Origin of the sequence: Streptomyces sp. NPDC091272, assembly GCF_044757485.1 — a bacterium.
Taxonomy (GTDB): Bacteria; Actinomycetota; Actinomycetes; order Streptomycetales; family Streptomycetaceae; genus Streptomyces.
Window position 1 is genome coordinate 117,879 of record NZ_JBIVVC010000013.1, and the last position, 21,099, is coordinate 138,977.

A 21,099-nucleotide genomic window follows, 5' to 3' on the forward strand; every position below is an offset into this window, starting at 1 on the left:
AGAGCTCCGGCTGTTCGGGTCCGGCGTCACGGGTTCGGCTTTCGTGACACGGGCAGGTGGCGGGCTCCGTGACGTGAGGCGGTGTGCGCCGAGTGACCCGGTCGCGGCGCGCAGCCCACGCCGCGACCGGTCGCCCGCACGACGCCGTCCTCCCGCTCCGGGGGTCAGTTGGTCCAGGTCCAGTCGCCGACCTCGGGGAGATCGGTGCCGTGTGCGCGGATCCAGGCGTGGTGGCGCAGTCGTACGTCCGCCATTTCCTGGCGCACCGCAGCGGCCCGGACGGCGAGGCCGGGGACACGGTCGATGACGTCCATGACCAGCCGGTAGCGGTCGAGGTCGTTGCGCACCACCATGTCGAAGGGCGTGGTCGTGGTGCCCTCCTCCTTGTACCCGCGCACGTGCAGATTCGCGTGTCCGGTGCGTCGGTAGGTGAGGCGGTGGATCAGCCACGGGTAGCCGTGGTAGGCGAAGACGACGGGCCTGTCCGGGGTGAACAGGGCGTCGTATTCCGCGCCGGACATGCCGTGCGGGTGCTCCTCGTCCGGCAGCAGACGTGCCAGGTCGACCACGTTGACGACCCGGACGGCGAGCTCGGGAAGACGGCGCCGCAGGAGCTGGGCGGCGGCCATGACTTCCAGGGTGGGCACGTCCCCGGCGCACCCGAGGACGACGTCGGGTTCCCCCCGGGGGTTCTCGCTGCCGGCCCAGTCCCAGATCCCCGCGCCGCGGGCGCAGTGGCCACGGGCCTCTTCGAGTGTCAGCCAGTCGAAGCACGGTTGCTTGCCCGCCACCACCACGTTGACGCGGTCACGGGAGCGCAGCACGTGGTCCGCCACGGCCAGCAGGGTGTTGGCGTCCGGCGGCAGGTAGACCCGTACGACCTCGGGCGACTTGTTGAGGACGTGGTCGATGAAACCGGGGTCCTGGTGGGAGAAGCCGTTGCTGTCCTGGCGCCAGACGTGCGACGTGAGCAGATAGTTGAGGGAGGCGATGGGTCGCCGCCAGGGCAGCCGGCGGGAGGTGCGCAGCCACTTGATGTGCTGGTTGACCATGGAGTCGATGATGTGGACGAACGCTTCGTAACAGGAGAAGAGTCCGTGCCTGCCGGTGAGGAGGTAGCCCTCCAGCCAGCCCTGGCAGGTGTGTTCGGAGAGGATCTCCATCACCCGGCCGTGCGGGTCCAGGTGTTCGTCGGTGTTCCGGGTCTGCGCCTGCCAGGCCTTGCCGGTCGCCCCGTACACTGCCTGCAGCCGGTTGGAGGCGGTCTCGTCAGGTCCCACGAGCCGGAAGTCGCGGCGCTGCGCGGTGTTCTCCATGACCCCTTCGACGAGGTCGCCCAGGACGCGGGTGGGCTCGTGCAGGGTGGCGCCGGGCTTGTCGACGGCGACGGCGTACCGCTCCAGCGGCGGAATCGGCAGGTCGCGGACGAGCAGGCCGCCGTTGGCGTGCGGGCTGGCGCCGAGCCGGCGCGTTCCGTCGGGTACGCATTCCAGTACGGCCCGGCACGGCCGTCCGGCTTCGTCGAAGAGTTCCTCGGGCCGGTAGGAACGTAGCCACCGCTCCAACTGGCGCAGGTGGTCCGGGTTCTCGCGTACGGCGGTCAGGGGAACCTGATGGGCGCGCCACGTTCCCTCGACGGGCACTCCGTCAACCTCGGCGGGCCCCGTCCAGCCCTTGGGCGTACGGAGCACGATCATCGGCCAGCGCACGCGCCCGGTCACGCCCTCGTCGCGGGCCCGCCGCTGCGCCGTCCCGATCCGGTCGAGTGCGGTGTCCATCGCGTGCGCCATGGCGCTGTGCACCCGCAGCGGGTTGTCGCCCTCGACGTGCAGGGGCTCATGGCCCACCCCTCGCAGGAAGGCGTCGAGTTCCTCCCTGGGCAGACGGGCGAGCACGGTCGGGTTGGCGATCTTGTAACCGTTGAGGTGCAGGATCGGCAGGACGGCCCCGTCGTGGACCGGGTCGAGGAACTTGTTGGAGTGCCACGACGCCGCCAGAGGGCCGGTCTCGGCCTCCCCGTCGCCGATCACGCACCCGACCAGCAGGTCCGGGTTGTCCAGGGCCGCGCCGTAGGCGTGGGACAGGGAGTAACCCAGCTCACCCCCCTCGTGGATCGAACCGGGCGTCTCCGGTGCCACGTGGCTGGGGACGCCACCCGGGAAGGAGAACTGCCGGAAGAGCCGGGCCATGCCGTCCTCGTCCCGGGGCACGTCCGGATAGGTCTCGGAGTACGTGCCTTCCAGCCAGGAGTTCGCCAGGACGGCAGGTCCGCCGTGGCCCGGCCCCCAGACACAGACGGTGTCCTGCCCGCGCTCACGGGCCACCCGGTTGAGGTGGGTGTGGACCAGGTTCAGGCCGGGCGAGGTTCCCCAGTGCCCCAGCAGCCGGGGTTTGATGTGCTCGGGCAGCAGCGGCTCCTTGAGGAGCGGGTTGGACATCAGGTAGATCTGGCCGACCGCCAGGTAGTTCGCGGCGCGCCAGTGCGCGTCCAGTGACGCGAGGGCGGCGCCGTCGAGGTAGTGGTCGTGCTCCCGGACAAGAGTGGACATGTCTCGCTCCTTGTCTGATGCCGGGCCGGCCGAATCGTCCTGCCCGCCGAGCCGGTGTCCGAAGTCGCCGGACGGCGACGGCCGCCGCTGCGCCAAAGCGGTCTTCCGGCCGCGGTGACCGCCGGGGCGGCGTCGGGGTGTTCCTCATCCTCGTCGCCACGGCGAGCACGCGGGGAGGGCCGTTCGGCCCCACGCAGGTGCCGGGCGGCCTCTCTTACGTCACTGCTGCCGGTGTGAGGCTCGGGTGAACGAGTCGTGGCCCCGATCCGTGAGAACCGCACCCAGCAGGAGGCGAGCACCATGCTCCGACCCGTCATCGCCGGCATCGACGGATCCCCCGAGAGCCTCGCCGCCGCCGGCTGGGCTGCGCGGGAGGCGCAGCGCCGTGGTGTGGCGCTGCGCCTCGTCCACGCCTGGGCGCGGCCCCCAGCACTCTCCGCCGCCCTCCCCTCGACGGCAGGCCAACGCCACTGGGCACAGCGCATCCTGCGCGAGGCCCATGACCATCTCGGCGCGCTGTATCCGCAGTTACCCGTCGAGGAGGCACAGAGCGAGGGGCCCGCGCCGGCCGTACTGCTCGGGGCGTCCCGCGACGCGGGGCTCCTCGTCCTCGGATCGCGCGGTCTCAGCGGTTCCACCGGCTATCTGGCGGGATCGGCGGCACTGCATCTCACCGTGCGGTCGACCACACCGGTCGTCCTGGTGCGTGCGGGTGAACACGCCGATGACGCACATCTGTTGAACGCCGAGGGGCGCAGCTCGACGGCTACGCCGTACCGCGACATAGTCCTCGGGGTCGACCTGGCACACCCCTGCGACGAGGCTGTCGAGTTCGCTTTCGCGTCGGCCTGGTCGCGAGGGGCCGCCCTGCGGGTCCTCCACGGATACCGTCGACCGCCGATCTCGGCGACGGGGCCAGGTGCCGCGGACGGCACCGAGGTGATGGCGCAGCACGAGTCGGCTCTCGACGCCCTGGTGCAACCATGGCGCAGGAAGTATCCGCAGACAACGGTGACGACGGCGGTTCGCCGGGGCCGTGCCCAGAGCCTGTTGCTGCACGCCGCGTCGGGGGCGGGGCTTCTGGTCCTCGGCCGGGGCGACGGGCTCGGTCCCGGCCCCCGCACCTGGCCGGTGATCCACGCGGCCGTGCACCACGCCCGCTGTCCGACGGCCGTGGTGCCGCACGCCTGAGCCCACGGTCCGCTCTCCGGCCGAACGGCCGGGGGTCGCGCGCCGGACAGGGACCTTCGGCGTGTTCCCGGGGACCGGCCGGGCCTCTCACGGCGCCAGGCACACCGGCCAGTCTGGACGGAGCACACGCATCTCGCGTGGCACGAGCAAGGGTGAGAAGACCATGACGCTGCACCAGAATCCGCGACGGCTCACGGGCCTGCGCCCCTCTGCCACCCCCCGGCCCACGGCGGGGCAGGCGGCCGCAGGCGGAACGGCCGCTCATGACGGCGCGAGCACGTCCGCCCGCGCCTTGGCACGTACCGCCGCGGTGCTCCGCCTCCTCACCGCGTTCACCTTCTTGTGGGCGTTCGTCGACAAGATCTTCGGTCTGGGGTACGCGACGGGGGCCGGCAGAGGCTGGACCGAGGGTGGCTCCCCGACGAGGGGCTTCCTCAGCGGCGTCTCGTCCGGACCGATGGAGAGCACCTTCCACACCTGGGCCGGCGCCGCGTGGGCGGACTGGGCCTTCATGCTGGGTCTGCTGGGCATCGGCGCGGCGCTGGCGAGCGGTGTCGCCCTCCGGCTCGCGGCACTCGCGGGCACAGCCATGATGACGCTGATGTGGGTGGCGGAGTGGCCGCCGGCCCGCCATCTGTCCGACGGCTCGCCCAGCATGTCGACGAACCCGTTCATCGACTATCACGTGCTGTACGCCGTCGTCCTCGTCTTGCTCGCCGTGGCACAGGCCGGGCGCACCTGGGGCCTGGGGGCCGCATGGGCACGCCTGCCCCTCGTGGACCGCAACCGCCTGCTGCGCTGAGCCCGGCGGCGCCTCGCCGACCGGGCCGGCTCAGGAAAGGGCCGCAGGACGGGTGTTGCGCCCCACGCGCCCGACCACGGGAACACGCCACACCAGAAGTGTCCCGCCGTCGTCCGGCGAGGACAGCTCCAGCGTACCGGCGCAGCGTTCGGCACGGTCCGACAGGTTTCGCAGGCCACTGCGGCGGCCGCCCCCGCCGATCCCGACCCCGTTGTCGGTGACGGTGAGGACAACCTCTCGGCCGTCGGTCTGCAGGATCACGTCCACCCGGGTCGCGTGCGCGTGGCGGGCGATGTTCGCCAGGCTCTCCCCCAGAACGGCCACGACGTGATCGGCGACGAACCGGGAAACCTGGGTGTCGAGCAGCCCCTCCTCGCGCAGGCTGGGAGAGAAACCCAATCCCGCGGCCGCCTCCGCGACGGCCCGCACCGTACGGGCACGCAGGCTCTCCCCCGTTCCGGCCGCGTGCGAACGGAGGCCGAAGATCGTGGAACGGATGATCTTGATGGTTTCGTCCAGGTCGTCGACCGCTCGCTCCACCCGTTCCGACGCCTCCGGGTGATCGATGAAGCGCCCGGCGCTCTGCAGCGTCATCCCCGTGGCGAACAGCCGCTGGATCGCCAGGTCATGGAGGTCGCGGGCGATACGGTCACGTTCCTCCAGAAGTGCGATCTGCTCGACATCGCTGCGGCGTTCCGCGAGTTCCATGGCCACGGCGGCCGTGCCGGCGAAGCCCAGCACGGGCCGGGTCTCCTCGGGGGCGAACGGCGTCCGCCCCGGGGCGCGGACGAGCAGCAGAACGCCGCGTACGCCGGCTCCGGTACCGATGGGCACTGCTACGGAGGGACCCAGTCCGGTCGGTCCGTCCGGCTCTCCCCCGAACGGGGGAACATCCATCTCCTCGCTGGTGACCGGGACCGCACGGGTGAACGCCGCGCCGATCAGTCCGCCGGTCATGGCCGGTCGCCGGCCCCGGCAGGTGTCGGCCTCCTGTCCACTGGCCAGTTCCACGACGAAGGAGTCCCGGTCGGCCGTGGGCAATGCCACCACGACCAGGTCGGCGCCGGCTATCTCCCGCGCACGGTCGGCGACCAGAGCCAGCACGGCGCCGCGCGGGCTGCCGGACAGAAGGCTGTGTGTGACCTCGGCCGTCGCCTGGAGCCACCATTCGCGCTGCTGGGACCTCTCGTACTGGCGGGCGTTGTCGATGGCCACCCCCGCCGCGACGGCGAGGGTGATCAGGGTCGACTCGTCCTCGGCGTCGAAGTCGGCACCGCCCAGCTTCTCGGTGAGGTAGAGATTGCCGTACACCTGGCCCCGTATCCGGATCGGTACGCCGAGGAAGCTGTTCATCGGGGGGTGGCCGGCGGGAAATCCGCGCGAGGACGCGTGCTCCGAGAGTTTCGCCAGCCGCAGAGGCTCGGGGTGCGCGATCAGCTCGCCGAGGATGCCGTGGCCGGACGGCAACGAGCCGATCACTGCGGCGTCCGCGTCGTCCGTGCCGACGGTAAGGAACTGGACCAGCTTCTCGCGGTCGGGTCCGATGACGCCGAGGGCCCCGTACCGGGCGTGCACCAGCGTCGTCGCCGCCTTCACCACGTGCCGCAGGACGTGTTCCAGGTCCAGGTCCCTGCCGACGGACATCACCACTTCCATCAAGTCCTGGATCCGTCCCCGGGTGCTCTGCGACGCGTCCAGCCGATGCTGGAGGAGCGCAAGCCGCTCTGCGTCCTGACTCTGCTCGCCCTGCGGGCCGCCGTCCTGGGTACGCGTCACCGGTAGTTCTCCTCGGGCCACGACGGAAGACGCACCGTCAGGAGTACGAATGCCCCGGCGCCGTGCGGCGATGCCCCGCCCTCAGGACGGGGAGGCTGACAGGTCCACCGGCTCGCGATCCCGCCGCGGCTACCGCTGTCCGGGCCGGCGCTCGCCGTGGCGCACCTCGCCGTCCGCCGCACGGGGCACCTGTGCGGCGATGACCGCTGCCTGCACCCGCCGTTCCACGCCGAGCTTGGCCAGCAGGCGGGAGATGTGGTTCTTGATCGTCTTCTCGGCGAGGTAGAGCCGGCTGCCGATCTCACGGTTGGTCAGTCCTTCACCTATCAGGGCGAGTACGTCACGCTCGCGGTCCGTCAGACCGTGCAGAGCGTCCGTTTCCGGCTCCTCGCGGTCTCCCCACCGTAGGCGTGACATCAGGCGCGCGGCAGCGGTGGGATCGAGCATGGAACGGCCGGAGCCCACCGTGCGCACCGCGGCGACGAGGTCGCCGCCCTGGATGAGCTTGAGCACGTATCCGGATGCGCCGGCCATGACCGCGTCGAGCAGGGCTTCCTCCTCGTCGAAGGACGTCAGCATCAGACAGGCGATCTCGGGCATGCGCGAGCGCAGTTCCCGGCACACGTCCACGCCGTTGCCGTCGGGAAGCCGTACGTCGAGCACGGCGACGTCCGGGCGCAGGGCCGCAACCCGCGTCAGTGCCTGCTCCGCCGTCCCCGCCTCGCCGACGACGGTGATGTCGGGTTCGTCCCCGAGAAGATCGCGTACACCGCGTCGGACCACTTCGTGATCGTCGAGGAGGAAGACCCGGATCGGATTCTCAGGGCCGCGTGGAACGCTGTCCGGCATGGACCGCTCCTCAGAGCTGCTGTCGGTCGCGCAGGCGGCGAGGACAGTGGCCCCCGCCCACCCAAGGATGCCGCATCGCCCGTGCTGCCGACGACCGGTCTGCGCCGCACAACCGGCCGGGGCAGGCCCGTCCGGCCCATGACCTCCGCGCTCACCGTCGGCCGACGGGCGGGCCCCGGCCCTCAGCGACCGGAGGCAGGCCTCCACGGCGCGGCGGAACACCGTGGTACCGGGGCCCTGTCTGCTTCTCCAGAGACGGGGCCCCGGCCGCGCCCTCTACTCCTGGCGGGTGGGGACCTCGGTCTGGGCACCCTGGAGCACCGAGTGCGCACCGGGCACGGCGGGCCAGTACGAGACGGGGCCGCCCTGCGGCGGAACCACAATCAGGGGGCAGGCGGCCTGATGCACGAGAACGTGACTCACCGAGCCGACGAACATGCCGCGAAAGCCTCCGAGGCCGCGTGAACCGACCACCAGGCACCGGGCGTGCGCGGCAGTGCGTGCGAGAGCCCGGGCCACGTGTCCGTACTCCACCTGGTAGTCGACCTCCACCTGGGGGTACTTCTCGGCGCAGCCCGCTGTCGCGTCCGAGAGCTCGGCCCGGGTCCGGTTCTCCACGTCGTCCCCCTCGACGCCCGCCAGCCGTCCGGAGGGTTGGTGGCGTACCGCAACTGCCTTCAGGCGTGCACCGGACAGCGCCGCCTCCTCGAAGGCGAACATCATCGCCTCCTGCGCGTTGGCCGAACCGTCGACGCCGACCACGACCACCGGCGAAGCGGCAGCCGAGAGCTGGGGCTGACGTGCCACCACCACCGGACACCCCGCGTGCGCGGTCAGGGTGACTCCCAGCGGGGAGACCACCAGCAACTGCTCGACCATGTTCAGCGGCTTCGCCCCGACGACCAGCAGAGCGGCCTCCGCCCCCTGCTGGACCAGCACGCGAGCCCGCGGACCGTCCGCGGTACGCGCCACGATCTCCAGGCCCGGATACTGCCGGTGCACGTGGTCCGCCACTTCGCGCAGCAACAACTCGCCGCTGGTACGGAAATGACCGCTCCAGGAGTGCTCGCAGTGCGCGTCCCGTGCTCGGGGCTCTGCTCCCGGAGGCCATTCCAGTGCGTGCACCAGGCGCAGGGGCAGACCTCTCAGTACCGCCTCCTGTGCGGCCCAGGCAACACCGATGACGCTCGCCTCGGAGCGGCTCACACCGACGACAACGGGCTTGGGGCCGAGGCCACCGGACACGGAAACGCTCGACATGGTGGGACTCGCCTTCAGTTGGCCGCGCCTTCCTACCGGTCACGCCCAGCCTGCGCACCCCGCACTTTGCGGCGTAGGGCCGACCGGGGCACCGCGAGGGGGCCACAGGTCCCTCGCCGCGGCCGGGTTCCCTCCCACGCGGGCGAGTTCCGCCCCGGGACGGGACGGTGGAAGGCCGGGATGAGCATGTCGAGGACCACTCGTGGCCGCAGTTCCCCCTCGCCGCCGAGGTCGAACCTGCGGTGCACAACGGTCGGTGCGGCGCGGCCGGTGCGGTCGCAGAAGTGCAGGCCGTGCGCGGCCGTCGAGGGGGCGTGCTGCGCGAGCCGGCGGCTGAGCAGCGTGCGGCGCGGCCCGGCCGCCCGGCAGTCATCGGGTCAAGGGCGGCCAGGAACGCGTCCCTGGACCATGCCGAGCAGTGTTCCGCCGCCCGGATCACGCGGCGACCTCCTTCGACCACGGGTGGCAGGCGGCATCGCACTGCGGGCCCCGCACCGCGTCGGCCCGCCGCTGGGCAGGCGGGTCCTGATCACGGGGGCCACGGGCTGCACCGGTCACTTCGCCGTACAGCCGGCCGGGCAGGGCGGCGCGCACGTGATCGCCTCCACCGGCAGCCCGGTGGCGTTCGGGGACATCTACATCTACATCTACATCGGCACCGACATCGCCAGGGGCGTCGGCATCTGCATCGGCGTGAACCGGCCATGAACGTCCGCGCGCTGGATACAGTGAGGGAGTGAGCGGCGAACGGGAGTACCGCGTCGACGAGTTGGCCCGGGAGGCCGGCGTCAAGGTGCGCAATCTGCGCTACTACCAGGAACGCGGCCTGCTCCCCCCGCCCCGGCGCGAGGGGCGGATCGGCTGGTACTCCGGGGAGCACCTCGCCCGGCTCCGTCTGATCGCCGACCTGCTGGCCCGCGGCTACGTCGTCAACACCATCGCCGAACTGCTGGAGGCCCAGGACAGCGGCGTCGGGGTGCCGGGCCTGCTGGGCCTGGAGGCCGTGATGACGCAAGGGTGGCCGCAGGAGGAGCCGGTCACCCTCACCGCCGCCGAACTGGTCTCCCTGTACGGCGACGAGGCGACCGGGGAGAACATCGCGCGGGCCGTGGAACTCGGCTACCTGACCGTCGAGGGCGACTCCTTCGTCCATGTCAGCCGCCGTCTGCTGGACGCGTCCGAGGCGCTGGTCCGGGTGGGTGTGCCGCTGGCCAAGGTGCTGGAGGAGGGGGCCGCGGTGCAGCGCCGCACCGCGGAACTCGCGGACCGGTTCGTCACCCTGGTGCAGGACCACGTCATCGGGCATCCCTCGCCCCGGCCGCTCTCCGCGGCCGAGGCCCAGCGCATCGCGGATGCCATCGAGGTACTGCGCCCGATGGCTGGCGACGTGGTGGCCGCGGAGTTCGCGCGGGTGATGGCGCGCCGGGTGCGCGAGGAGTTCGGCGAGCTGCTGCACCGTACGCAGAGCTGACGAACCTCAGGACCCGGTTCCGCCACCCGCCGCCCCGCGGAAAGCTGTCCAAAACACGTCGCCCCCCACGACCTTGCCAACGCCCATTGGCACGCTTAATCTCCTGTCAACTCGCCGGTAACAAAGGGGAGTTGATCGTGCTCCGACTCGACCGCGCACCCGCGGCACCGTTGTTGCGCCCGTGCCGACGACGTGCTCCCACCGCAGCGAGGTGACTCGCTCCCCCGAGAGGACATGGCAGATGAAGGACTTGGGCGAGAGACCCGAAGGAACCGGCGGACCCGTCAGGGGCCGGGTGAGCTGGCGGCGGTTCGCCGCGCTGGCGCTCCCCGGCTGTGCTGCCACCGCCGCGCTCGGACTGGCACTCGCGGACGGCGCCCTCGCCGCCTCGTTCGCGGTCTCCGGCCAGCAGTTCAAGGTGTCGGCGGACAGTCTCAAGGGCGAGGGCTTCGCCCAGTACGGCAGCGTGGACACCAACGCCCGCGGTGAACTGCTGCCGGTCGCCGTGACCGCGATCAAGACCGCCGAGCTGAAGAACCTCTGCCAGTCCGTGGTCACCACACTCCCGATCGTCGGCGACATCTCGCTGAACCTCACGGCGGGCGGGAAGGGCACCCCGGTCCAGGCCAAGGACCTCTTCGTGGACGCCACCCAGCTCTCCGGCAACGCCGAGTTCGACAACATCGAGATCGGCCGGGACGCCTCCACCCTCGACAAGGGCCCCGAGAGCGCCCAGGGGATGCAGGACCTGTTCGCCCAGCAGGCCGACACCGTGGCGATCACCAACCTCCAGCAGACCGCGTGGGCGACCAACGCGGCCACCTTCAAGCTCTCCGGACTGTCCATGAAGATCTCGAAGGGCAAGAAGGAATGCTTCTGAGGTGGCGGGAGTGGCGCCGGGCCCGCCCCTTCTGGGGCGGCCTGCTGACCGTTCTCGCCGGGGCCGAGATCTGCGTCATCCCGCTGGCACCGCTCAAGGTGATGCTCCAGCAGGGCATCGCCGGCATCCCGTCCGTCCTCATGGGCCTGCTGATGATCGTCCTCGGTCTCTCCGCCTGGTTCGCACCGCACTACCGGAGCCTGGCCGGCTTCGTGACCGTCATGATCGCGGTCGCGGCGCTGGTCATGTCCAACCTGGGCGGCTTCCTGATCGGCACGCTCCTCGGTGTCGTCGGCGGCTCGGCGATCTTCGCCTGGAAGCCGGTACGCGCACCGCGGACGGCCGGACCTGACGACGACCCCGCCCCGGGCCCCGGTCCCGACCCGTCGGCGGACCGCGGCCCGGAGGCCGGGGCCCCGCCGGGACCGATCCCCGACGGCCCCCGTACGACTCTCCTCACCGCACCAGCGAACGCACCGGAATCCGCACCCGCCCGTACCACCCCCACCGAAGGGAAACGGCAATGAGGTTCCAGTTCACCGCACGTGCCCGCAGCACCCGTACCGTGCTCGCGGCGGCCACCGCACTGGCCGCCACGACGGGGCTCGCCCTCACCGGCTCCGGCGCCCAGGCAGCCGTCGGCCCGACCGCCGGGCCGACGACCGTCTCCCCCGCCGGGGCCGCCTACCGGGCCGCCCTGACGGGGAAGGCCACCTTCAAGGCCGGCTCCGTGACCGTCACCTGTACGGTCTCCACCGCGACCGGAAGCGTCCCGGCCGCCCCCGGGAACCACAACGCCGCCGGCCCGGTGTCCTCACCCATGGGGGCGCCGTCGTTCTCCTCGTGCACCTCCAGCATGCCGGGGGTGACCCCGACCGTCACGACCAGCGGCGCCTGGGCCATCTCCATGCAGAACGGCGCCCCCGTCACGGCGTCCCTCACCGTGCCGACCGCGGGCTTCGTCCTCACCACGAGCGGCCTGGCGTCCTGCACGATCACATCGGCGCCGACCGGTCCCGCGAGCATCAACGGCACCTGGACCAACGGAGCGACCCCGAAACTGTCCGTGGTCAACGCCTCGGTCCCGATCAGCTCCACGGGGAGCTTCGGCTGCCCCACCAGTGCCACCAGCTCCACCGTCAACATGGCCTACAACGTCACGAACACGACCACCCCGAGCTCACCGATCACCGTCGGTCCGTGACCCACCGGGTGCGGGCGGACATCCGAGGATGCACCCCGCGCCCAAGTACGGCAGGACAGCAGCAATACGCGCCGGCCGGAGCCCGACGGCTGTCCTGCGGGAGCGCTCCCGCAGGACAGCCGTCGGGCCGCTGCCACGCCCCACGGCCGACGCCGCGGCCCGTCGGCCGCTACGGCGCGGACGGGGCCGTGCCCACCCACGCGGCGCGCAGCGCCTTCTTGTCCACCTTGCCGACCTTCGTCGTCGGCAGCCGGTCGAGGAGGACCGTACGCCGGGGCGTGTACAGCTCGCCGAGCTCGGCGGTCACCGAGGCGCCCACCTCCTCCGGGTCCACCTCGGTGCCCTCGGCGGTCGCCAGGAAGATCTGCACGGCCTCCCCGTACTCCTCGTCCGGGACGCCCAGCGCCGCCGCGTTGCGCACACCGGGCAACGTGAGCAGGAAGTCCTCCAGCACCCGGGAGTAAACGTTGTCACTGGTGCTGCCGGTGACGATGATGTCCTTGGCCCGGTCGACGAGATAGAGGTACCCCTCAGCGTCGAGGTAGCCCATGTCGCCGGTGCGCAGCCAGCCGTCGTGCAGCGCGTCGGCGGTGCGCTCCGGGTCCTGGTAGTAGCCGAGCATCACCGTGTTGCCCCGGACGCACACCTCGCCGACCTGCCTCGCGGGCAGTGCCTGCGTGCTGCCCTCGCTGCGGATCTCGATCTCGGTGTCCGCTATCACGCGGCCGCAGCTGCGCCAGACTTCGGGGCGCCTGGCCCCCGCCGTGGCAAGGTCCTCCGCACCGAAGACGGTGATGCCGAGCGCCTCCGACTGGCCGTAGCCCTGGCTGACCACGGGCCCGAACACCTCGACCGCCTGCTGCAGCCGGGTGGGCGAGGAGGCAGCGCCGCCGACCGCGATCCGCCGCAGCGCGGGAAGGGCGCCCGGCTCGCATTGCGGGTGGTCGAGCAGCGCGTACAGCATCGGCGGGACGAACATGGTGGCGGTGATCCGCTCCTCGCGCAGCACCTCCAGCGCCGCCCCCGCCTCGAACTCGGGCAGCACGACGAGGGTGGCCCCGGTCACCAGTGCCTGGATCGTCGTGAGGTGGCCGCTGCCGTGTGTGAGGAGTGTGGAGGCGAGCACCCGCTGGGCGCCCTGGTCGGGGGCCGAGAAGATCGCCGGCCGGGAGTCCTCCGGGGACCCCTTCATCAGGCCCACCAGCGCGTCGTAGAGCCGGTGGCTGTGCGCGGCGAGCTTGGGCCGGCCCAGGGTGCCTCCGGTGTAGAGGACGGTGACGGCCTCGTCCGCCCGCGGTGCGGGCACGTCGCCGGGGCGCTCGGACGGGCACTCGTCCGCCAGCGCCAGCAGGTCCGCGCACGGCTGCTCGCAGGGCCCGAGGCTGAGCAGGACGGGGGCGTGGACGCTGCGGCTTGCCGCGTCGGCGGCCCGCTGAGCGAAGAGCGGGTCGGTGACCACGGCGCGCGCGGCGGACTGCTCGACCAGTGCGGCGAGCTCGCCGGGTCCCGGTTCGGGGGGCAGGAACACGACACGGCAGCCGATGAGGTGGACGGCGAGCTGCGCCAGGACCGATTCCACCCGGTTGGCCAGGAACAGTCCCACGCCGTCGCCGGGGGCGAGGCCCTGCGCGCGCAGTGCGTGCCCCAGCTGGAACAGCCGGCGCCTGGCCTGCCCGCGGGTCAGCCGCAGCGTGCCCTGGACGAGCGCTTCGGCGTCCTCACCCTGGTGCCAGTGCTCCAGGACGTGGTCGAGGTAGGTGCGTGGCGAGTCCGCCGTCCGGGCTGCGTCCGGTTCCGGCACCCGTGCTCGCGCCGGTACTGCCGTCGGTTCTGAATTCTGAGCGTTAGTGATCATGAACTTATGCAAACATGCCGCCGTGGGGCGACGATCGCACAGGGGGCTGATCCGGCCATCGGCGGGCGGAGTACCATACGCCTTCCGGAAAAGAGCCGGGCCGGGGTGTCCGCCGGGCCGGCCGACGGGCGAGTCGGTGGCCGCCGATCAGGTTCCCGCCCGGGAACGACCGCATGTCTTCCGGCCCGAGGGCCTTCCCGGGTTCTCTGTCAGGCCCGGCCATCGGCACGGCGACGGCCCCGACCCCGACCACTGACTGCTCCGGTGCGCGGATGCGCACGGGCAGGGGTCGGGGTCAGGGCCGAACAGCTGGTGGTGCCGGGCGAACCCGTCCTCCGTACGTCCCTCCACGAGTTCCGCGAAGGACGTGGGGCCGTGAGGATGCGCGGCCTAGAAATAGTGCTTACGTCCACCGACCTGACGCCCGGCGGCGCCGAGGATCCACAGGATCGCACCGACCACGATGAGGATTCCACCCACGGTGGTCAGCAGCGAGACACCCACCAGCAGGCCGATGATGAGGAGGATGAGGCCGAGAATAATCATGGCGATTCCGATCTTCGAGTCTTCGGTACGGATGACGTGCTGCAGAGAGCCAGCAGCACGTGATGTCCGCCGCGGGGCCCTGACCAGGTGGCTTCCGGCCCGAGCTCTCTCTTGCGAAAAGACGTGTGCCCCGCATTCCGGCGCCAATGCACCGGTAGATCGTCAGACATAAAATCTGTGTCAGGACAGACCCCGCCGCCCCTTCCGCGCCCACGATGGCACCCTTGCTGTCAGCAGCGTGCGACGAGAGGACGTCCCTGGTGACCGACCCCGAGAAGCAGACAGTGATACGGGCAGATTCCGGCGCCCCTGGTGGGGAGGAACTGCTCGCCGGACTCCAGGTGGATGTGGAGCGGCCCGAGCAGCCGGTCCTGCTGAGCGGTGAGGGTGAGCCGCTGCGGACCTGGCAGGAGAACTACCCGTACGACGAGAAGTTGCGGCGGGTCCCCTACGAGCGCCAGAAGCGGATCCTGCAGATCGAGCTGCTCAAGCTGCAACGGTGGGTGCGCGAGACGGGGCAGCGCGTCGTGGTGGTGTGCGAGGGACGGGACGCGGCGGGCAAGGGCGGCACCATCAAGCGCTTCACCGAGCGGCTCAACCCGCGTGGCGCGCGGGTCGTGGCGCTGGACAAGCCGACCGACCGGGAGTCCGGCCAGTGGTACTTCCAGCGTTATGTCCCGCACCTTCCGGCGGCCGGGGAGATCGTCTTCTTCGACAGGTCCTGGTACAACCGCGCCGGTGTGGAGCGGGTGATGGGCTTCTGCACGCCCGCGGAGTACACCCACTTCTACGCCCAGGCCCCGGAGTTCGAAAGGCTGCTCGTCGACGACGGGGTGGTGCTGGTCAAGTTCTGGTTCTCCGTGTCGCGCGGTGAGCAGCGCACCCGCTTCGCCATCCGTCAGGTCGACCCCGTACGGCAGTGGAAGCTCTCCCCGACCGACCTTGCCTCTCTCGACCTGTGGGACGCCTACACCGCGGCCAAGGTCGACATGTTCCGTGCCACCGACACCCCGCACGCCCCGTGGACGGTGGTGAAGAACAACGACAAGCGGCGGGGACGGCTCGAAGCCATGCGCCACCTGCTGCTGCGCTGCGACTACACGTCCAAGGACAAGGAGGCGGTGGGCGCGGCGGACCCGCTGGTCATCGGCGCCGCCAACACCCTCCTGGAGACGGGCGAGGAGTCCACCGCCCTCTCCCCCACCCCGCTGCTGCCGCACGGCGACGGACCTGGCCGGCATCCGCGGGACACCGACTGAACAGGCGCTGACCGCAGCCGACCGGCGCCGGTGGGGGCGCGGGCCGGCACGGAACACGGACGCGCCCCCGCACCGAGTGGTGCGGGGGCGCGTCCATGCGGACCGCGGTGCTGCTCGGCGGGCGCGTCAGGCTTCGGACTTCAGGCCCCTGCCGACGCACGCCATTCGGCGATGTAGTCGTCGAAGATGGCGCGCAGGTGGTGGCCGATCTGGAGGTAGTCGAGGTCGTCCAGGTTGGCGAGTGAGGCCCGCACCGACCACTCGGGTCCGTCGAAGCCGCCGCCGTTGAGGAGGACGACGGAGGTCTGCTCGGCGAGGCGGAACAGCGGGTCGACCGGCTCGTAGTTCTGCAGGAGGAAGTCGGCGAACTCCTTGCCCTGGACGCGCTCGGCCTCGGCGAGCAGGTCGAGTTCGATGTAGTACGCCGCCCTCTTCGGGTCCTCGGCGATCTTCATCTGGGCGCCTTCGAGGAGGAGTTGCAGGCGTCGCTGCACGATGGCGCGGATGCGCTCCTTGTACGCCTGGCCCTCCTCCAGCATGTCGAAGAGGGAGAACATCACCATCATGACCTGCTGCGGCAGGGAGAGCCCGGCGGTGTGGTTGAGGGCGACCTGGCGGGAGTCGGCGACGAGCCGGTCGATGAACCGGATCTTCTCGGGCTCCAGGGTGAGGGTCCCGTACCGCTTGTTGAGGCGGTCCTTCTGCTCCTGCGGCTGCGCGGCGATCATCGCGTCGATGACGTTGTCGTCGTGCAGCGCGATGACTCCCAGGCGCCAGCCGGTGGCGCCGTAGTGCTTGGAGTACGAGTAGACGAGCAGGGTGTTGCGGGGCAGGTCGGCGGCGACGGAGCGGAAGCCCTCGACGAAGGTGCCGTACACGTCGTCGGTGACGATGATCAGGTTCGGGTTGGGGCCCGCGACGATGTCCTTGATCTGGTCGGTGACCCGCTGGGAGAGCGCGAGGGACGGCGGGTTGCTCGGGTTGACCAGGCAGACCATCTTGACCGAGGGGTCCTCCAGCTTGGCGACCTCCTCGGTGGGGTAGCGCCACTCGCGGACCCCGTTCTCGGCGAACATGCTCGCCTCGACACGGACGACGTCGAAGTCGTAGGTGTCGAGTTCGGGGATCTCCAGGTACGGGGTGAACTCCGGGACCATCAGGGCGATCCGGTCGCCCTTCTTGAGGACGCCGTTCTTCATCAGCGAGTCGAAGGTGTAGCACATCGCGGCCGTGCCGCCCTCGGTGGCGAAGATGCTGAGGTTGTCCGCCGGGGGTTTCTTGTCGAACATCTCGTCCTGGAGGTACCCGCGGACGATCTGCTCGGTGTGCGTGAGGATGCGGTCGGGGCTGGGGTAGTTGTCCCCGATCATGGAGTCGGTCATCTCGTGGACGAACGCGTCCCGGTCGAAGCCGAAACGCTTCACCGCCAGGTCGAAGCTCGCCTGCAGCATCTCGATGCCGGGCAGGTCCGGGTGCGTACGGACGAACCTGTCGAAGCGCTCGGCCGAGCCCTGCAACTCGGGCATGCCGCCCAGGTTGTCGGCCGTCCACACCCGGCGCGACTCGGCGAGGGCGAAGTAGCCGAGCGCGTAGTACGCCTCGCGGGGTCCGGTGGCGACCCAGTTGGGGTTGCCGCGGCCCGCGTTGAGCATGGTGCGGGCGGCCTTGCCCTTCTGGCCGGGCTTGTCCGCCTGCTCGGCTTCCGCGAGCTTGATGAACTCGGCCTTCAGCTCGAAGGGGCTGAGGGAGGAGAGCCGCTTCATCTTCTCGCGGCTGTAAGTGGACTTGGGCACGGCGCAACTCCTGGGGTTCGGGTGGTGGCGTCAGTGGGGGGTGTCAGTGATGGAGGAGGACGACGACCGCGCCCCAGATCGTCAGCAGCACGTTTCCGATGGCGTACGGGACGGTGTAGCCGAGGGTCGGGATCTGGGACTTGGCGTTCTCGTTGAGGGCGCCGATCGCCGCGGTGGTGGTCTGTCCGCCGGCCAGGACGCCCATCAGGATGGGGAAGCGGATCTTCTGCACGTAGTGGCCGAAGAAGAAACCGACGAGGAGCGGGATGACGGTGATGACCGCCCCGAAGACCAGGAGTCCCCAGCCGGCGGTGGACAGCCCACTGGTGAAGCTGGGGCCCGCGTTGATGCCGACGATCGCCACGAACATGCACAGTCCGAGCGTGTCCATCAGCCACTGCGCACCCGGCGGCACATTGCCGAAGGTGGGGTACTTGCCCCGCAGATAGCCGAAGACCAGGCCCATGATGAGCCCGCCGCCCGAGGTGGACAGGGAGATCGGCACCCCGCCCAGGGTGAGCGCGGGGATGCCGATGCACCCGCCGAGGAACACCCCCAGGCCCACCCAGACCATGTCGGTGGCGAAGCTGGTGGAGACCTTCTTGCCGATCGCCCTGGCCGCCGGGTCGACGAGCCGCTTGGGTCCGGTCAGGATCAGCGTGTCGCCGCGCTCCAGCTGGGTGGAGAGCCGGTAGGGGAACTCCGTGCCGGAGCGGTAGAGCTTGTCGACGTACACCCCGACCATGAACGGCTCGCGCCGCAGGTCGGCGATGCTCTTGCCGAGCTGTGCCTTGTCCGACGCGACGACGTGCAGGTGCTCGGTCTGGTAGCCGAGGAGCTCGACGTCGTCGGCCTCCGCACCGATGTGGGTGCGCGCGTCGTAGCTGACCAGGTCGCCGCGCAGCGCGCTCACCGCGACCACGTCGCCGAGGGCCAGGACCGTCGACTGGGACTGTTCGAGGATGGTGCCGTCGCGTCTGACCCGGGTGAGGTAGATCCGGCGGCCGAGCTCCTTCTGCTGGGTCTCGAAGTCCTCGATGGTGCGGCCCACCAGGTCGGGGCGCTGCACGGTGAACGCGCGCAGGACGACCTCGTAATAACCCTCGCCCAGGTCGGGGTTGTCGTTGGGCGCGTCCATCTCCTTGGCGAGGGTCGCGCTCTCTTTGGCCAGGTCGCGGCGGTAGACGCGCGGCAGGATGTTGGCGAGGAGCATCGCGCACAGGATGGTGCCGAGCGGGTACGTCACGGCGTAGCCGACCGCGACGAGGTTCTCCTCGCTCTTGGCGTCCTGGGCGCTGATGCCGGGCAGGGTTCCGATGGCGTCCTGGGCGACGCCGATCGCGGCGGACTGGGTGAGCGAGCCGCTCATCATGCCGGCGGTGAGCCCGGGGCCGTACCCGAGCATCGCCGCGAAGCCCCACGCGACCAGCAGGCCGGTGATGCAGACGATGACCGCGTTCAGGACCTGCGGGAGGCCGTCCTTCTTCAGGCCGCGGAAGAACTGCGGGCCGACCTTGTAGCCCAGGGCGAACAGGAACAGGATGAAGAACAGGTCCTTGACCGTGCCGTTGACCGGCACCTTCAGCTGTGCCCCGAGGAGCAGGCCCATCACCAGGCAGCCGGTGACCGCGCCCAGGGCGATGGTCTTGTAGTGGATCTTGCCCACCAGGAAGCCGAGCGCGACGACCAGGAAGACCAGCAGTTCCGGGTGGGGCTGGAAGATGTTCCGGACCAGGAAATCGATCATGTCAGGCTCCCAGGACGCCGACGAGGATGGGCCCCGTCAGCGGGAGTAGGAAGTTGGAGAGGGTGTACGTGATCGTGTAGCCGAGCATCGGGACGGAGCTGTTGGCCGTCTGGGTGATGGACGTGATCGCGGGGGTGGAGCACTGCTGTCCGGCGATCGCCCCGATGAGGAGGGGTTTCTCGATCTTCAGCAGGGCCCGTCCGACGACCAGCGAGAGGGTCGCGGGGACCAGGACCATGGCGATGCCCGCGAACGGCAGCAGCGCCCCGTACTCCTTGAGCAGCGGCCAGGCCTGGGGGCCCGAGACCAGTCCGGTGCAGGCGATGAACAGGGCCAGGCCCATGTCCTTGAGGGTGCTCGCGGCCTGCGGGGGGAACGCGCCGAAGGTCTGCGAGCGGGACCGGAACCAGCCGAAGAGCAGCCCGGAGATCAGGCAGCCGCCGCCGGTGCCCAGCGACATCGGGATGTCGCCTGCCTTGACGACGATCTGGCCGATCAGCGAACCGGCCACGATGCCCAGACCGAGGTAGATGAAGTCGGTCGCGTCGTTCTTGACCACCGAGCCGATCCGGCCGACCAGCTTGGCGAGGCCGGCGCGGGCGCCGACAAGGGTCAGCACGTCACCGCGGTGCACCACGGTGTCACCGGTGGCGGGCAGGTGCTGGTCGTTGCGCAGCACCTCCGTGACGTAGACGCCGTCCTTGATGAACTCGGGGTGGCGACCCTGGAGCTGGTCGATGCTCAGACCGTCGGACACCTTGTCGGTGACCGAGACCTGACGGGAGGCCAGCGGGGTGTCCAGGCCGGGGATGCCGGGGGTCTCCGGGCCGATCAGCCGGCCCGCCTCGATCGCGTTCGCCCGCCGGCCGACGACCAGCACCAGGTCGGAGAGGGTCAGGCGCAGCTCGGGAGTCACCTGCATGGCGGTGCTGCCGCGCTGGACGGCCTCGACGGTGATGCGGCCCTGCAGGCCGCCCGTGAGGTCGCCGACGGTGCGCCCGTCCGCCTCGGTGACCAGGAAGGTGCGTCCGACCAGGCCCGGCAGCGCGGCGCGCTCGTCGTCCTCCAGGCCGTGGCCGCCGCTGCCGCGCATCTTCTCCCACAGTTCCCGGGAGGCGTCGGCCAGGTTGATGCCCAGCAGTCGCGGCATGATCTGGCTGGTGTAGAGGACGATCGTGATCAGGCCGAACAGGTAGCAGACCGTGTAGGCGGTGGCGACGTGCCCCTGGTAGGTGCTGATCTGTGTGGAGGTCAGGCCGTCCAGCTTGCCGATCGCCTCGGTCGCCGTGCCCACCACCGCGGACTCCGTGGCGGCGCCCGCCAGGATGCCCGACGCGGTGCCGACGTCCAGGTCGAAGGCCTTGGCCAGGGCGAACGCGATGCCCAGCACGCTGACCAGTTCGATCAGGCAGAGCACGAAGAACCGCAGGCTCCTGCGGTTCAGGTTGGCGAAGAACTGCGGGCCCGCCATGTAGCCCAGCGCGAAGATGAACAGGGCGAAGAAGACGGTCTTCACGTCGTCCGAGACCTGCACCTTTGCCCAGGCGCCCATCAGCAGCGACACGATCAGCGTGCCGCAGATGCCGCCGAGCGTGATCGGCCCCACCCGCAGCTTGCCGACCAGATAACCGAGTGCCAGGCAGAGGAACAGCGCCAGTTCGGGATGGTCCTTGAGTACACCCATGCCGCTCAGCCGTCGACTGGGACGAATAGGACGAATCTATACATGTGTCGAAAAGTAACAGCTTGCCCACGTTGCGGCATTCCGACGATCCGTCACCGTGCGGCATTGCGACGGCACGTCACCGCTCGGCGTTCCGAATACGCGTCACCGTGCGTCAGACCGACGCCTCGTGACCGTGTGTCGGGCCGACCCCTTGTCACCGTGCAGCGGACCGACGCCTCGTCACCGTGCGT

General features: G+C 70.5%; 17 protein-coding genes. 8 read left to right on the forward strand and 9 right to left on the reverse strand.

Features of this window, described 5'->3' with window-relative positions; translation table 11 throughout:
- Positions 1 to 164: 164 nt before the first annotated feature.
- Positions 165 to 2,549, reverse strand: coding sequence for a phosphoketolase (locus ACIQM4_RS29435; protein ID WP_401597745.1), 2,385 nt, complete (start codon positions 2,547 to 2,549; stop codon positions 165 to 167).
- Between the two features lie 255 nt (positions 2,550 to 2,804).
- Here ACIQM4_RS29435 and ACIQM4_RS29440 point away from each other — a divergent pair, with 255 nt between their 5' ends.
- Together ACIQM4_RS29440 and ACIQM4_RS29445 are read left to right on the forward strand one after the other, a co-directional pair.
- On the forward strand, positions 2,805 to 3,740 hold the full coding sequence (locus tag ACIQM4_RS29440; protein WP_401597749.1) for a universal stress protein: 936 nt from the start codon (positions 2,805 to 2,807) through the stop codon (positions 3,738 to 3,740).
- Between the two features lie 163 nt (positions 3,741 to 3,903).
- Positions 3,904 to 4,542, forward strand: coding sequence for a hypothetical protein (locus ACIQM4_RS29445; protein ID WP_401597752.1), 639 nt, complete (start codon positions 3,904 to 3,906; stop codon positions 4,540 to 4,542).
- Positions 4,543 to 4,572: 30 nt separating this feature from the next.
- Here the strand turns inward: ACIQM4_RS29445 and ACIQM4_RS29450 are convergent, their stop codons facing one another.
- From ACIQM4_RS29450 to ACIQM4_RS29460, 3 genes are all read right to left on the reverse strand, one after another.
- On the reverse strand, positions 4,573 to 6,318 hold the full coding sequence (locus tag ACIQM4_RS29450) for a GAF domain-containing protein (protein ID WP_401597755.1): 1,746 nt from the start codon (positions 6,316 to 6,318) through the stop codon (positions 4,573 to 4,575).
- A 129-nt stretch (positions 6,319 to 6,447) separates the two neighbouring features.
- Positions 6,448 to 7,167, reverse strand: coding sequence for a response regulator (locus tag ACIQM4_RS29455; RefSeq protein ID WP_401597757.1), 720 nt, complete (start codon positions 7,165 to 7,167; stop codon positions 6,448 to 6,450).
- Positions 7,168 to 7,443: 276 nt separating this feature from the next.
- Positions 7,444 to 8,427 (reverse strand): universal stress protein, encoded by a 984-nt coding sequence (locus tag ACIQM4_RS29460; protein ID WP_401597760.1) that lies wholly within the window; start codon positions 8,425 to 8,427, stop codon positions 7,444 to 7,446.
- Positions 8,428 to 8,889: 462 nt separating this feature from the next.
- On the opposite strand from ACIQM4_RS29460, the gene ACIQM4_RS29465 reads away from it, so the two are divergent.
- The 5 genes from ACIQM4_RS29465 to ACIQM4_RS29485 all read left to right on the forward strand — a co-directional run bounded on the left by ACIQM4_RS29465 (position 8,890) and on the right by ACIQM4_RS29485 (position 11,982).
- Positions 8,890 to 9,135, forward strand: coding sequence for a hypothetical protein (locus tag ACIQM4_RS29465; protein ID WP_401597762.1), 246 nt, complete (start codon positions 8,890 to 8,892; stop codon positions 9,133 to 9,135).
- Between the two features lie 28 nt (positions 9,136 to 9,163).
- Positions 9,164 to 9,898, forward strand: coding sequence for a MerR family transcriptional regulator (locus ACIQM4_RS29470; RefSeq protein ID WP_401597765.1), 735 nt, complete (start codon positions 9,164 to 9,166; stop codon positions 9,896 to 9,898).
- 241 nt (positions 9,899 to 10,139) lie between these two features.
- A complete protein-coding gene (locus ACIQM4_RS29475; protein WP_401597767.1) occupies positions 10,140 to 10,778 on the forward strand; it encodes a DUF6230 family protein in 639 nt (212 codons plus the stop codon).
- Entirely contained in the window at positions 10,769 to 11,305 is a 537-nt protein-coding gene (locus ACIQM4_RS29480) for a DUF6114 domain-containing protein (RefSeq protein WP_401597770.1), read from the forward strand. The genes ACIQM4_RS29475 and ACIQM4_RS29480 overlap by 10 nt, the downstream gene beginning before the upstream one ends.
- Positions 11,302 to 11,982 (forward strand): hypothetical protein, encoded by a 681-nt coding sequence (locus ACIQM4_RS29485; protein ID WP_401597772.1) that lies wholly within the window; start codon positions 11,302 to 11,304, stop codon positions 11,980 to 11,982. The genes ACIQM4_RS29480 and ACIQM4_RS29485 overlap by 4 nt, the downstream gene beginning before the upstream one ends.
- 169 nt (positions 11,983 to 12,151) lie before the next feature.
- On the opposite strand, the gene ACIQM4_RS29490 is transcribed toward ACIQM4_RS29485, so the two are convergent.
- On the reverse strand, positions 12,152 to 13,783 hold the full coding sequence (locus tag ACIQM4_RS29490) for a class I adenylate-forming enzyme family protein (RefSeq protein WP_401597775.1): 1,632 nt from the start codon (positions 13,781 to 13,783) through the stop codon (positions 12,152 to 12,154).
- A gap of 444 nt (positions 13,784 to 14,227) precedes the next feature.
- Complete coding sequence (locus tag ACIQM4_RS29495) at positions 14,228 to 14,383, reverse strand: hypothetical protein (protein WP_401597778.1); 156 nt, start codon at positions 14,381 to 14,383, stop codon at positions 14,228 to 14,230.
- Positions 14,384 to 14,598: 215 nt separating this feature from the next.
- Between ACIQM4_RS29495 and ppk2 the strand changes: the two genes are divergently transcribed.
- Positions 14,599 to 15,642, forward strand: a complete 1,044-nt coding sequence (ppk2, locus tag ACIQM4_RS29500; protein ID WP_401597781.1) for a polyphosphate kinase 2 — start codon at positions 14,599 to 14,601, stop codon at positions 15,640 to 15,642.
- Positions 15,643 to 15,782: 140 nt separating this feature from the next.
- Here ppk2 and ACIQM4_RS29505 read toward each other — a convergent pair whose 3' ends face one another.
- Genes ACIQM4_RS29505 through aspT (ACIQM4_RS29515) form a run of 3 tightly spaced genes read right to left on the reverse strand, consistent with a single transcriptional unit; the run spans position 15,783 to position 20,866 of the window.
- Entirely contained in the window at positions 15,783 to 17,435 is a 1,653-nt protein-coding gene (locus ACIQM4_RS29505; protein WP_401597784.1) for a bifunctional aspartate transaminase/aspartate 4-decarboxylase, read from the reverse strand.
- 43 nt (positions 17,436 to 17,478) lie between these two features.
- On the reverse strand, positions 17,479 to 19,182 hold the full coding sequence (aspT, locus tag ACIQM4_RS29510) for an aspartate-alanine antiporter (RefSeq protein ID WP_401597787.1): 1,704 nt from the start codon (positions 19,180 to 19,182) through the stop codon (positions 17,479 to 17,481).
- Position 19,183: 1 nt separating this feature from the next.
- Positions 19,184 to 20,866, reverse strand: a complete 1,683-nt coding sequence (aspT, locus tag ACIQM4_RS29515) for an aspartate-alanine antiporter (protein ID WP_401597790.1) — start codon at positions 20,864 to 20,866, stop codon at positions 19,184 to 19,186.
- Positions 20,867 to 21,099 lie beyond the last annotated feature (233 nt).